Annotated in this window: 10 protein-coding genes; 4 read left to right on the plus strand and 6 right to left on the minus strand. The window is 65.3% G+C overall.

Features of this window, described 5'->3' with window-relative positions:
• Window positions 1-154: 154 nt before the first annotated feature.
• Complete coding sequence (locus tag DYI42_RS10680) at window positions 155-382, plus strand: sulfurtransferase TusA family protein (RefSeq protein WP_213545927.1); 228 nt, start codon at window positions 155-157, stop codon at window positions 380-382.
• Window positions 383-446: 64 nt separating this feature from the next.
• Here the strand turns inward: DYI42_RS10680 and DYI42_RS10685 are convergent, their stop codons facing one another.
• From DYI42_RS10685 to DYI42_RS10710, 6 genes are all read right to left on the minus strand, one after another.
• The gene (locus tag DYI42_RS10685; protein ID WP_213545928.1) at window positions 447-3,167 is read right to left on the minus strand and encodes an Rne/Rng family ribonuclease; all 2,721 of its coding nucleotides are present in this window, start codon (window positions 3,165-3,167) and stop codon (window positions 447-449) included.
• 560 nt (window positions 3,168-3,727) lie between these two features.
• A complete protein-coding gene (locus DYI42_RS10690; protein WP_213545929.1) occupies window positions 3,728-4,831 on the minus strand; it encodes an ABC transporter ATP-binding protein in 1,104 nt (367 codons plus the stop codon).
• A gap of 24 nt (window positions 4,832-4,855) precedes the next feature.
• Window positions 4,856-6,511, minus strand: a complete 1,656-nt coding sequence (locus DYI42_RS10695; RefSeq protein WP_440870638.1) for an alpha-amylase family glycosyl hydrolase — start codon at window positions 6,509-6,511, stop codon at window positions 4,856-4,858.
• Between the two features lie 6 nt (window positions 6,512-6,517).
• The gene (locus tag DYI42_RS10700) at window positions 6,518-7,666 is read right to left on the minus strand and encodes a carbohydrate ABC transporter permease (RefSeq protein WP_213545931.1); all 1,149 of its coding nucleotides are present in this window, start codon (window positions 7,664-7,666) and stop codon (window positions 6,518-6,520) included.
• 27 nt (window positions 7,667-7,693) lie between these two features.
• Window positions 7,694-8,698, minus strand: a complete 1,005-nt coding sequence (locus DYI42_RS10705) for a carbohydrate ABC transporter permease (RefSeq protein ID WP_213545932.1) — start codon at window positions 8,696-8,698, stop codon at window positions 7,694-7,696.
• Window positions 8,699-8,781: 83 nt separating this feature from the next.
• Window positions 8,782-10,050: an ABC transporter substrate-binding protein gene (locus tag DYI42_RS10710; protein WP_213545933.1), complete on the minus strand. Its 1,269-nt coding sequence runs from the start codon at window positions 10,048-10,050 to the stop codon at window positions 8,782-8,784.
• A 286-nt stretch (window positions 10,051-10,336) separates the two neighbouring features.
• Between DYI42_RS10710 and DYI42_RS10715 the strand changes: the two genes are divergently transcribed.
• The 3 genes from DYI42_RS10715 to DYI42_RS10725 are packed head-to-tail and all read left to right on the plus strand — an operon-like array spanning window position 10,337 to window position 13,659.
• A complete protein-coding gene (locus DYI42_RS10715; protein ID WP_213545934.1) occupies window positions 10,337-11,362 on the plus strand; it encodes a LacI family DNA-binding transcriptional regulator in 1,026 nt (341 codons plus the stop codon).
• Window positions 11,363-11,371: 9 nt separating this feature from the next.
• Complete coding sequence (locus DYI42_RS10720) at window positions 11,372-12,697, plus strand: GH1 family beta-glucosidase (RefSeq protein ID WP_213545935.1); 1,326 nt, start codon at window positions 11,372-11,374, stop codon at window positions 12,695-12,697.
• On the plus strand, window positions 12,694-13,659 hold the full coding sequence (locus tag DYI42_RS10725; RefSeq protein WP_213545936.1) for a glucokinase: 966 nt from the start codon (window positions 12,694-12,696) through the stop codon (window positions 13,657-13,659). Before DYI42_RS10720 ends, DYI42_RS10725 begins: the two co-directional genes overlap by 4 nt.
• Window positions 13,660-13,825 lie beyond the last annotated feature (166 nt).

Consider the following 13,825-nt stretch of genomic DNA (forward strand, 5'->3'; position numbering starts at 1 on the left):
GGGCTGGCCCCCCACTGAGTGTTGTTGGGTGTGGGGGTGCGCCCCGCAACCGCGTGCCCAAGCCGCCGGGAGGCCCACCCCCGGCGGCAGGGCCTCTCGCGCAGGCCGCGCAGCGCCCCTTTCCCAACCCGTCGGCATGGGCTACCCCTGCCCCATGACCCACCACGCGCACCTCGACGCCACCGGCCTGCTCTGCCCGCTCCCGGTGCTGAAAACCGCCAAGCGCTTGCAGGCGCTGGCGCCGGGCGAAGTGCTGCGGGTGGAAACGGACGATCCGGCGGCCCTGATCGACATGCCGCATTTCTGCACCGAGTCGGGCCATGGGCTTCTCTCTCAAGAAGAGAGCGCCACCGGCATAACCTGGCTTATCCAGAAGACGTAGGCGCAACAAAAAAGGAGCGCGCCCGTCAAGGCACGCCCCTCTTTGATCTCCAGTCCCAGAGGGCTCAGCGCCCGAGAGACCACCAGCCTTTCCGTTTCGGCTTCGCGGGCTCGTCCGGGGCTTCGGCCTCGGCGGTTTCCAGCACCGGCTCGGCGGCAGGCTCGGCCTCGGCCTCAACCTCGGGCGCGGCAGCCACTTCAGGCTCGGGCGCGGGTTGAGCAGCCTCCTCCGTCGCGGCCTCGGCGCTTTCTGCCGCTACCATTTCCTCTGCCGCAGCCTCCGCCGGGGCCTGATCGGCTGCGGGGGCTTTCTTCCGCGTCCGCCGGCGCTTTGGCTTTTCTTCGGCCACGGGCGCTTCGTCAGGCACCTGTTCGGCAGGCGCCGTTTCAGGTGCCGGCTCTTCGGCCTTGCCCGCGTCTCCCTCGGCCTTTGCCTCCGCCGGAGCCTCGCCCTCATCGGCCTTCTTGCGCGAACGGCGACGACGGGTGCGCTTGGGCTTCTCCTCGCTTGCGCCCTCTTCGGCCTCGGCGGCCTCTTTCGGGGCCTCGCCTTCGGCAGCCTTGGCGGAGCCATCGGCCTCGGCCTGGGCGTCACCAGAAGTGTTGCCCTCGGACTGGGCATCGCTCTGCGTTTCCGAACCATTTTCGTCGCCAGTGCCGCCACCGCGACGGCGCCGACGCCTGCGGCGCTTGCGCTTGGGCTTGTCCTCGCCCTCCTCGGCCTCGCTCGCCTCGGGCTGCGCCTGGGCCTGCTCTTCTTCTTCCTCGTCGATCTCCGGCAAATCGGTGGTGTCGATCGAGATCACCGGGGCCGTAACCTCGGCGATGGAGCGGGTGGCCGTCTTCAGCTTCTCCAGGGTGAAATCGGGCGAGATCATATGCGCATCCGCCTCGAGCCGGACCGAAAGGCCGTAACGCGCCTCGATCTGGGCGATGTGCTCGCGCTTCTGGTTCATCAGGAAGTTGACGATCCCCACCGGCGCTTTCAGCAGCACCTCGCGGCACTTGCGGCGGGTGCCCTCTTCCTCGATCTGACGCAGGATGGCGAGGCCGATGCTGTCATCCGAGCGCAGCAGGCCAGTGCCATGGCACGAGGGGCACGGCTGGGTGGAGGCCTCCAGCATGCCGGGGCGCAGGCGCTGGCGGCTCATTTCCATCAGGCCGAAACCGCTGATCCGGCCCACCTGAATGCGGGCGCGGTCGGTCTTCAGCTTGTCCTTGAAGCGCTTTTCCACGGCGTTGTTGTTGCGCCGCTCATCCATGTCGATGAAGTCGATCACGATGAGGCCCGCAAGGTCACGCAGGCGCAGCTGGCGTGCCACCTCTTCGGCGGCCTCCAGGTTGGTCTTCAGCGCGGTCTCCTCGATCGAACCTTCCTTGGTGGCCCGGCCGGAGTTGACGTCAATCGCCACCAGCGCCTCGGTCACGCCGATCACGATATAACCGCCCGACTTGAGCTGCACGGTCGGGTTGAACATCGCCGCAAGGTAATTTTCCACCTGGTAGCGTGCGAAGAGCGGAACGCCATCGTTGTAAAGCTTCACGTTCTTGGCGTGGGACGGCATGATCATCTTCATGAAGTCCTTGGCGGTGCGATAGCCGGTCTCGCCTTCCACCCACACCTCGTCGATCTCCTTGGAATAGAGGTCGCGGATGGTGCGCTTGATCAGGTTGCCCTCTTCGTAGATCGGCGCGGGGGCGGTGCTCTTCAGCGTCAGCTCGCGGATCTGCTCCCACAGGCGCTTGAGGTATTCGTAGTCGCGCTTGATCTCGGTCTTGGTGCGCTTGGCCCCGGCGGTGCGCACGATCAGCCCGGCGCCCTGCGGCACCTCGATCTCCTGCGCGATCTCCTTCAGCTTCTTGCGGTCGGCGGCGTTGGTGATCTTGCGAGAGATGCCGCCGCCCCGGGCGGTGTTCGGCATCAGCACGCAGTAACGGCCCGCGAGGCTGAGATAGGTGGTCAGCGCCGCGCCCTTGTTGCCGCGCTCTTCCTTGACGACCTGCACCAGCATGATCTGGCGCACCTTCACCACTTCCTGGATCTTGTAGCGGCGCGGGCGGGGCTTGCGGGGCTGTCGGATCTCTTCCTGCACATCCTCGTCGGCAACCGACTCGATGTCTGTGTCCTTGTCGGCCGCCGAGGTCTCTTCCTCGTCGCCCTCGTCGGAGCCGTCATCATCGTCGGCCCCGTCATCGGAACTGTCGTCAGAGCTTTTGTCAGCATTCTGCGCTTCGGGCGCGGCTTCCGGCGTCGCCTCATCGGCCTTCGCCTCTTCCGCACCGTCGTCGGCAGCGGTCTCACCGGCCTTCGCCGCGTCTGCCTCGCTCACCAGCGTGTCGGTCTCATCTTCCTCGCCGAGGTCGACAACATCCATCCCACCAATCGAGCCATCCACCTCCTTGGTGGCCACGGCATCACTGCTCTCGGTCTTCTTGGAGCGCGAGCGGCGGCGGCGGGGCTTCTTGGGGGCCTCATCCTCGGCGGCCTGCGCCTCGGCATAGGCCCGCTCTTCCTCCAGCAGCGCCTGACGGTCGGCCACCGGGATCTGGTAGTAATCGGGGTGAATTTCGCTGAACGCGAGGAATCCGTGGCGGTTGCCGCCATAATCCACGAAAGCCGCCTGGAGCGAGGGCTCCACGCGGGTCACTTTTGCAAGGTAGATATTGCCGGCTAGCTGGCGTTTGTTGACAGTTTCAAAGTCGAACTCCTCGACCTTGTTTCCGTCGACCACAACCACGCGAGTCTCCTCGGCGTGGGTGGCGTCGATAAGCATTTTCTTAGCCATATAAACTCGTTGCACGGCGAAGCTCGCCCTCGCCCTGGCGGGCTGAGATGAGAATGGCCGTGTCTGGATAGGGCGAATGCGCGGGACATGCGGGGCAGGACGCGTGCTGATGCAGCTTCCCTTGCCTCGTCTTCTATCCTCACGCGTTGCATCGCGGTTTGTCTCCGACGCGTCCCGGCCATGTGGCGGTCGCGCCCGTTTGGGGGGCATGGCCTGCGTGCTGCGGGCCGGGCCATTTGGCCCGTCAAGTCAGTGCTTTCGGGGCCGGTTAACTCTGGCGGACGTGCGGCGGCGGCGCGAGGCGCTCGCTGTAGGCCCGTCCCTGCCAGGGAAATCGCTCCGGACCATCTCGGGGTACATCCCCCGGACCGTCCGTGGATCGACCATAACGGAGGCCGGCGTGAAATGACAATGGCAAAAGCACCGAACGGGCACACGCGGGAGTTGAAGAAACCGAGACGCGCGGCCAGTCTGACGCCTGATCGCTCAGCAGCGTCAGGTACGCTCGACACAGGACGGGCGACACCACCCAAGCCGGGACGTGCCCCGGCACCCCGGCCTCACCGATAAAGCAGCGACCGCCCCTGCGCGAAGAGGTGCACCTTTTCCGGCGCCGCCGTCAGCCGCACGGTCTTGCCGCGGATGTCGCGGACCACGCCGGGCAGTTTGGCGATCACCGTATCGGTGTCCTCGTCCATCTTCGGCGCGGCGAAGTAGAGCTGCGTCACCTCCCCCAGCGCCTCGGTGATATCCACCTTGCCTTCGAAGGCGTAGTTCTCATCCTCGGTCGGCACCATGTCTTCGGGACGAATGCCCACATTCACCTCGCGGTTCATGTCAGCCTCCGTGCTGGGCACGTCCGACCAGATCATGCCGCCGCCGTCGCCCACGGTGACGCCGGTGCGCTCGCCCGTTTCCACGATGACCCCGGCCAGGAGGTTCATCGCGGGCGAGCCGATGAATTGCGCCACAAACTCGTTCTCGGGCCGCTCGTAAAGGTCCAGCGGGGTGCCCACCTGAGCAATCCCCTTGTTTGCGAGCACCACGATACGGCTGGCCAGCGTCATCGCCTCCACCTGGTCGTGGGTGACGTAGATCATCGTGCTCTCGGGCATCTGCTCCTTGAGCTGGGCGATCTCGATCCGGGTCGCCACACGCAGGGCGGCGTCGAGGTTGGAGAGCGGCTCGTCGAAGAGGTAGACCTTCGGGTCACGCACGATGCTGCGCCCAATCGCCACCCGCTGCCGCTGCCCACCCGAAAGCGCCTTCGGGAGCCGGTCGAGATATTCCGTCAGTTGCAGCTTCTGCGCCGCCGCATCCACCGCCGCGTCGATCTCGGCCTGGCTCTTCTTTGCCAGCTTGAGCGCAAAGCTCATGTTCTCGCGCACCGTCATATGCGGGTAGAGCGCGTAACTCTGGAACACCATGGCGATGCCCCGCTCGGAGGGCGGCACATCGTTCACCACCTGCCCGTCGATCTCCAGCGTCCCGCCGGTGATCTTCTCCAGCCCGGCGATCATCCGCAGCAAGGTGGATTTGCCGCAGCCCGAGGGCCCGACGAAGACGATCAGCTCGCCGGTCTCGATGTCGAGATTGATGTTCTTCAAGACATCGACGGTGCCGCCATAGGTCTTGGCCACATCGGTCAGTTTCAGCTCCGCCATGGCGGTCTCCTCCCTCGTGTTCTCTCAGCGGCCCATGAGGGCAAAGCCCCATGGCCCCAGCGTCACCCGGCCTTCGCCAGGGGCAACGGCCCCCAGCGCGCGCGCCTCATCCAGCGCGCTCCAGCCCTCGTCAATGTCACGCACCACTTCGCCCTCGCCGAGATGGAAGAGCGCCAGCACCTCCCGGCCTTCCAGCGTCCGGCGGATCACAAGCAGATCGCCCTCGGCCTCGATCTGCTGCGCGCCACGCGCCAGCACCTCATGCGCCTTCCGCAGCGCCACGGCGCGGCGGTAGTGTTCCAGCATCGAATCCGGGTCCCCCTCCTGCTCGGCCACCGACTTGGGCAGGTGCTCGGGCGCCACCGGCAACCAGGGCCGCGCGGCATTGCCGTGCGAAAAGCCGCCATGCACGCCGCCATCCCAAACCATCGGGGTGCGGCAGCCGTCGCGGCCCTTGAACTCGGGCCAGAACTGGATGCCGTAAGGGTCTTGCAGGTCTTCGAAGGCCACATCGGCCTCGGGAAGGCCCAGCTCTTCGCCCTGATACAGGCAGGCCGAACCCCGCAGGCACATCATCAGCACCACATAGGCCCGCGCCGCCGCATCGCTCAGGTGCCAGCGGCTCATGTGGCGGGGCACATCGTGGTTGGAGAACGCCCAGCAGGCCCAGCCCTCGGCGGCCACCTCTTCCATCTTGTGCATGGTTTCCGCGATATAGGCCGCCGTCGGAAGGTTCTTCGACAGCAGCTCGAAGGCGTAGCACATCTGCATCCGGTCCTCGCCCCGGGTGTATTCCCCCAGAATTTCGAGGCCCCGCTGCGCGTCGCCCACTTCGCCCACAGCAGCGGCGCCGTAGGGCTTCATCACCGCGCGGAGTCTCTCAAGAAATTCAAGGTTCTCCGGCTGGTTCTTCGAGTAGATGTGATCCTGCCAGTTATAGGGGTTCACCGCCGGCGCGATGTGATCGTTGCGCAAGGCCGGGTCCAGCGGCGGGTTGTCCCGCAGCTGCTTGTCATGGACATAGAAGTTGATCGTATCCAGCCGGAAGCCATCCACCCCGCGCTCAAGCCAGAACTCGGCCACCCCCAGCAGCTCGTCCTGCACCTCCGGGCAATGGAAGTTGAGGTCGGGCTGGCTGGTGAGGAAGTTGTGCAGGTAGTACTGCATCCGCCCGCCATCCCACTGCCAGGCGCTGCCGCCAAAGATCGACAGCCAGTTGTTGGGCGGGGTGCCATCCGGCTTTGCCTCGGCCCAGACATACCAGTCCGCTTTCGGGTTCTGCCGGTGGGCGCGGCTCTCCACGAACCACGGGTGCTGGTCGGAGGTGTGGCTGAGAACCAGATCGATCAGCACCTTCAGCCCCAGCTCATGCGCCCGCGCAACCAGCGCGTCGAAATCCGCAAGGCTGCCGAACATCGGGTCCACGTCGCGATAGTCGCTCACGTCGTAGCCGAAGTCCTTCATCGGGCTCTTGAAGAACGGGCTGATCCAGACGCCATCCACCCCGAGCGAGGCAATGTGATCGAGCCGCTGGGTGATGCCCGCAAGGTCTCCCACCCCGTCGCCCGTGCTGTCCTGATAGCTGCGCGGGTAGACCTGGTAAATCACCGCCCCCCGCCACCAGTCGGGATTGGCCGCCCGTGCCTGAATTGCGCCCTTGATACTCGCTTTCATGTTCATATCCGTTTACTTCACCGAACCGGCCAGCAGGCCGCGCACGAGGAACCTTTGCATTGCGAAGAAGACGAGGAGCGGCACCGAGATGGAGACAAAGGCCGCCGTGGCCAGGATCTCCCAGTTGCCGCCCCGCGTGCCGAGAAGCTCGACGATCTGCCGGGTCATCACCGTGGTGTCGCCCGAGCTGTCGATCAGGAAGACCAGCGCGACCAAGAGGTCATTCCACGTCCAGAGAAACTGGAAGATGGCAAAACTGGCCAGCGCCGGAAAGCTGAGAGGCAGGACGATCTTGGTGAAGATCTGAAAGTCCGTCGCCCCGTCCACCTTGGCATTCTCGATGATGTCTCGCGGCAGGCCCACCATGTAGTTGCGCAACAGGTAGATCGCCAACGGCAGCCCGAAGCCGGTATGCGCCAACCACACCCCCAGGTAGCCCTTCCCGATGCCGATCTCGTTATGCAGCTTCAACAGCGGAATGAGCGCCAGCTGCAACGGCACCACCAAAAGCGCCACGATGGCCGCGATCAGCAGCGCGCGGCCCGGAAAATCCATCCAGGCCAGCGCATAGGCCGCGAAGGCGGCAATGAGGATGGGGATGATCGTCGCCGGGATGGTCACCGTCAGCGTGTTGAAGAAGGCCTTGGCCATGCTGTCCGTCCGGTCGCCCGAAAACAGCACACGCTCGTAGTTGGCCGTGGTAAACTCCGGCGGCGTGGTGGTGGTGACGAACACGCGCTGCCCCCGCCCGCTGATCTGCTCACCGTTGCCGCGCCAGGTATAGCTGCCGTCTTCCTCCACGGTCATGCTCTCGCCATCGCCCATGTCCGCTGTTTCGCCCGGCGCAAAGGCGCCGACATCGCGCGACGACACACCATAGGCGCTCAAGCTGCCCCCCTCCTCACCAAAGAGATTGCCGGTGACAATGAAGCCATCGCCATCGGCCACGCGCAGATCATCCGGGTCGCCGGTGCGCAGCTGCACCACCTGTTCAGTCGGAAACAGCGCCTTCCACCACCCCGTCGCGCTGATCTGGTCCGCGGTGCGGAAGGACGAAACGAAGAGCCCCACCGTGGGGAAGATCCACAGCAACACCAGCGCCACGACCGAGATATTCACGGCCCAGCTCAGCGAAGACTTCTTGCCTGCGATATTATCCATGATCTTCTCCCATCCGGTCGAGGGCCATCACCGCATCTCCTTCCGGGCGTTATAGACGTTCCAGACAAGGATCGGCGTCACCAGCAACATGATGACCATGGCGCTGGCCGAGCCCACGCCCCAGTCGTTGGCGCGGAACAGCTTGTCATACATGTAGTTGGCCAGCACCTGCGTCTCCCATTGCCCGTTGGTCATGGCAAAGACGATGTCGAAGATCTTCAGCACCACGATGGTGATCGTGGTCCAGACCACGACGATGGTGCCCATGATCTGCGGCACTTTGATCTTGAAGAAGATCTGGAAGGGGTTGGCCCCGTCCACAATCGCCGCCTCTACCGTCTCTTCGGGGATGCCCCGCAGGGCGGCGGAGAGGATCACCATGGCAAAGCCGGTCTGGATCCAGATCAGCACCGCCATCAGGAAGAAGTTGTTCCAGAACGGCACCGTCAGCCAGGCCGTCGGCTCACCGCCAAGGCTCACGACGATGGCGTTCAGCACGCCGATCTGCTCTTCGCCCGCCGCGCGGTAGTCATAGACCAGCTTCCAGATCACCGCCGCGCCGACGAAGCTGATCGCCATTGGCATGAAGATGATCGACTTGGCGACCGCGCCCCATTTGATCCGGTCAGTCAGCTGGGCGGCCAGCAGGCCGAAGACGGTCGAGAGTGCGGGCACCACGATCAGCCAGAGGATGTTGTTGAACAGCGCCTCACGAAACTTCGGATCGCCCGCCATCTGGGTGTAATTCTCCAGCCCGGCCCACTCATAGCCGCCGCCCGGCACCCTGTTGGTCAGCGACAGCCGCAGCGTCTCCACCACCGGATAGGCCAGGTAGAGACCAAGCGCGAAGACGGCAGGGGCCAGAAACAGCCAGGGTCGGATCATGTTGGCGCGATTGATGTTGCGCCCGGCATCGGGCCCGCGCGGCGGAAACAGCACCTTGTCGAGAAAGAAGTTCGAGGCCCAGAAGTAGCCGATACAGCCCCCCACCCCGAGGATAATGGTAATCAGTCCCAGAAATGCCGGATGCATGGCGCCCCTCCCCGGTTGCCGGTGTCGGGCCGCCATCTGCGGCGACCCGTAGGGTGGGCAATCTGCCCACCTTGCCTGTCAGCTTACTTCGCCGCGTCCCAGCTCTGCTGGATCTCGCTCGTGACAGTGCCCACATCCTTGCCGCCCACGTAATCGACCATCCCGGTCCAGAAGCTGCCCGCGCCGACGGCACCCGGCATCAGGTCGGAGGCATCGAAGCGGAAGGTGGTGGCGCCGAGCAGGATGTCGTTCATCTTGCGCAGGGTCGGATCACCGAAGGCATCGAGGTTCACACCGGTGTGCGGGGTCAGGAAGCCCTTGCGCGCCATCCAGATCTCATGCGCTTCCGGCGTCTTCAGAAACTCGATCAGCTCATGCGCGGCGGGGCTGTCGTTGGTGATCGCCCAGACCGTGCCCGCGCCCAGCACCGGCTGGCCCAGGTCTCCCTCACCCGAGGCGGGGAAGTAGAAGAAGTCCACATCCTCGCCCACCACGGAGCCTTCAGGGAAGAAGCTGGGGATGAAGCTCGCCTGCTTGTGCATGTAACAGGCCGGCGGCGCATCGAAGAGGCCCTTGGGGCTTTCGCGGAAGTCGGTGGTGGCCACCGCGCCGGTGCCGCCAGACACCCAGTCATCGTTCAGGGCAAACTCGCCAAAGGCCTCGATCGCGCCTACCACCGCAGGGTCGGTGAAGGGGATCTCGTTGCTCACCCACTTGTCGTAGACATCCGCCGGCTGGGTGCGCAGCATCATGTCTTCCACCCAGTCGGTAGCCGGCCAGCCCGTGGCGCCACCCGAGCCAAGCCCGATGCACCAGGGCGTCTCGCCATCCTCGACGATCTGCGCCGAAAGCGCCTTCAGCTCCTCCAGCGTCTCGGGCACCTCGTAACCCGCGTCCTCGAAGTTCTCCGGGATGTACCAGACCAGGCTTTTCACATCGACCTTGTAGAAAAAGCCATAGAGCGCGTCGCTGCCATCCGGCCCGGCATAGGTGCCAAGGTCGACCCAGCTCTGCCCCGCGGCGTAGTTTTCCTTCACCCAATCCTCGGTCCCGTCCGCAAGGGGCGTGAGGAAACCGCGCTGCGCCATGACGGCGGCGAGGCCGGGCTGCGGGAAGACGGCCACATTGGGGGCCGAGCCCGCCTCGGCGTCGATCACGATCTGCTGCTCGAAGCTGTCGGAGCCGCTGTAGCGCACGTCATGGCCGCTCTGCTCGGCGAAGGCCTGCAGCACCGCCTGCACATGCTCCTCGTCCGCACCAATCCACGGCCCGGCCACCGTGATCTGCTCGGCCAGCGCCGGTCCGCTCATCAGCGCCAGCACGGCGCAGCTCGTCTTGATGGAATGTCTCATGAATCTATCCTCCCGGTTGTGGCGCCACCCTCTGGTTCGCGCCGTCATTTTGCCCACGCCCTCATTCTCCGCACCGATCCGACTCGGCATCTCAAAGCGCTTTGGATAATTGCAGCATGACTGATTGCATGACGCACGTCAACCGAGCCCCGCCGCATGGCTTTTGTTTTCAAGGGGAATTTCGCAGCCGCAGCATAAGCACAGCCGGAAGGCAACTCTTTGACGCCAGCAATTACAGGCGCTAATCTGGTCAAAAGTTAAAAGCGCTTTGAAAGGCCCCGCGCTCATGAACCTCAAGCAACTCGCCGCGAATCTGGGCCTGAGCCAAACCACCGTCAGCCGGGCACTCAACGGCTATCCGGAGGTGGCCGAGAGCACCCGCAAGCGCGTGCTTGCTGCCGCAACGCAGCATAACTACCGCCCCAACACCCGCGCAAAGAGCCTGGCAACGGGCCGCGCCATGGCCATCGGCCACGTCATCCCGATCAGCACCAACCACGAGATGCTGAACCCCGTCTTCGGTGACTTCATCGGCGGCGCCGCCGAAATCTACGCCCGTGCGGGGTATGACATGATGCTCACCGTCGTCCCCGACGATGCCGAAGATACCGCCTATCGCTCCATGGCCCAGCGCAATTCCGTCGATGGCATCGTCATCCACGGCCCGCGCCGGGACGATCCGCGCATCGCCCTGCTCAAGGAGGTCGGCCTGCCCTTCGTGGTGCATGGCCGTGCGCCGGTGGACGACCACGATTATTCCTGGGTCGACGTCAACAACCGCCGCGCCTTCGAACGCGCCACGCTGCACCTCGCCGACCTTGGCCACAGCCGCATCGCCCTGCTGAACGGGTTGGAGCACATGGATTTCGCCATGCGCCGCCGCGAGGGCTTCGAAGCCGCGCTGTCCGCCCGCGGGCTTGCGTTCCGCCCCGCGTATCACAGGTCCGAAGAGATGACCGAGAGCTACGGATACGAAGCCACCGCCGACATGCTCGCCCGGCCAAATCCGCCTACCGCCATTCTCGCCTCCTCGCTGATCACCGCCCTCGGCGTGCGCCGCGCGGTGGAAGACAGGGGCCTCACCATGGGTCGGGACGTGTCGATCATCACCCATGACGATGATCTCGGATACTTCAAGAACGGCGGCGAAGTCCCTGTTTTCACGGCCACCCGAAGCTCCGTGCGTGAGGCGGGCCGGATCGCGGCCGAAATGCTGCTTGGCCTGATCGACGCGCCCGAGACCGGGCCGAAGCAGCACATCCTCGAGGCCGATCTCACCATCGGCACTTCCACCGGCCCCGCCCCCCGATAGGACACCGCCATGCTCCGCCACACCCGCGCCGACTTCCCCGAAGGCTTCCTCTTCGGCACCGCCACCTCGGCCTATCAGATCGAAGGCCATGCCCAGGGCGGCGCCGGGCGCACGCAATGGGATGACTTTGCCGCCACCCCCGGCAACGTGGTGGGGGCCGAGAACGGCGCCCGCGCCTGTGACCACTTCAACATGTGGCCGCAAGACCTTGATCTGATTGCGCAAGCCGGGATCGATGTTTATCGCTTCAGCCTCTCCTGGGCCCGCGTGATGCCCGATGGCGTCGGCCCCGCCAACCCCGAGGGCGTCGGCTTCTACGACCGGCTGGTGGACGGCATGCTGGAGCGCGGGTTGAAGCCCGCCGCCACACTCTATCATTGGGAGCTGCCCTCGGCCCTGCTCGACAAGGGCGGCTGGCGCAACCGCGACATCGCCAAGTGGTTCGCAGACTACGCCTACACCATCATGAGCACCCTGGGTGATCGCATCTGGTCCGCCGCCCCGATCAACGAACCTTGGTGCGTTGGCTGGCTCTCCCATTTCATGGGCCTCCACGCGCCCGGCCTCCGTGACATCCGCGCCACCGCGCGGGCCATGCATCACGTCTGCCTCGCCCATGGCGAGGCGATTGCCGCCATGCGCAGCCTCGGCATGGGCAATCTCGGTGCCGTGTTCAACTTCGAGTATGCCCAAGCTGCTGACGATACCCCCGAAGCCGCCCTCGCCGCCCGCCGCTACGACGGCATCTACAACCGCTGGTTCCGCTCCGGCATCTTCAAGGGCGAGTATCCCGAGGATGTGCTGGAGGGCCTTGGCCCGCACATGCCTGAGGGCTGGCAGGACGATTTCGCCACCATCACCGCCCCGCTCGATTGGTGCGGCCTCAACTATTATACCCGAAAGCTCATCTCCCCCGCCCCCGATCAGCCCTGGCCGCATTGCACCGAAGGCGCCGGCGACCTGCCGAAGACGCAGGTGGGCTGGGAGATCTACCCCGAGGGTCTCTTCCACTTTCTCACCGACACCGCCTCCAATTACACCGGCGATCTGCCGCTCTACGTCACCGAGAACGGCATGGCGTGGGATGATACGCCGGGTGAGCCGGATGAGGTTCGCATCGCCTACCTCGACGCCCATCTTGGCGCGGTGCGCCATGCGCTCGATGCGGGGGTGCCGGTGAAGGGCTATTACATCTGGTCGCTGCTCGACAACTTCGAGTGGTCGCTGGGCTACGGGCCGCGCTTCGGGCTGGTGCATGTGGATTACGACAGCTTGCAGCGCACCCCCAAAGCCTCCTATGAGGCCCTGAAGGCCGCGCTGAGGACCAACGGATGACCCAAACCGCCCTGATCGCCGATATCGGCGGCACCAACACCCGCCTCGCCCTCGCCCAGGGGCCGGAGCTGGACGCATCCAGCATCAAGCGCTTTCGCAACGCCGATCATGCCAATTTCGAGGCCGTCGTGTCCGCCTACCTGCCGCAGGTTGGGGCGCCGGTGATCTCGGGCGCCTGCGTCGCCGCCGCCGGGCCGGTGGTCGATGGGGTGGCCGAGCTGACCAATATCGACTGGACGCTGGACATCCCCACCATCGCCCGGGCCGCTGGCTGCGCGGAGGTGGCGCTGCTGAACGATCTGCAAGCCCCCGGCCATGCCGTGGGCCGGATCGCACCCGAGGGGCTCTTGCCGGTCATCACCACGGCCACACCCCTTTCGCCGGAGGCCACACGTCTTGTCGTCAACGTCGGCACCGGCTTCAATGCCGTGCCCGTGCACAGCACAGCCACGGGGCGCTTTGTGCCCCCTTCCGAAAGCGGGCATGTCAACCTGCCGATCCGCACCGAGGCCGACCTGCGCCTGTCGCATTACGTGGATGACAGCCACGGCTTTCCCGCCGTCGAAGAGGTGCTGTCGGGGCGCGGGCTGGAAAATGTCTATCGCTGGCACTGCGCCGAAACCGGGGCAGCGCCCGAGCTGCGCGGCAGCGAGATCATCGCCGCCGCCGAAGCCGGCCAGAGCCCCCAGGCCGTTGCGGCGGTGCAAACCTTCCTGCGGTTTCTCGGCACCGTGTCCGGCAACCTCGCGCTGGAGCACCTGCCCTTCGGCGGCGTCTACCTCGTCGGCGGCGTGGCCGTGGGGCTGGCAGGGCTGCTGAACGGCGGCGCCTTTGCCGAAGGCTTCCGCGACAAGGGCCGTTTCGGCGGTTTCATGGAAGATTTCCCGGTGACGCTGGTGCGCGATGACCACGCGCCGCTGATCGGCTGCGCCAGCCACCTCCACGAGCGTCGCACCGGCTGATCCTTCCACGGCGACACCGCGGTTGAAGAATCCTCGCCGCGGCGTGCGATTTCCTCACTCGGCGTAAGTCAATCTTAAGAACTCTCGGGCATCCCTGCCTCATCCAACCGACCGGATGAAGGAGTCGTCCCATGCTTTCGCCCTTCGCCCCGCATTTGAAGGAGCC

This window comes from Vannielia litorea, assembly GCF_018424695.1.
GTDB lineage: Bacteria > Pseudomonadota > Alphaproteobacteria > Rhodobacterales > Rhodobacteraceae > Vannielia > Vannielia litorea_A.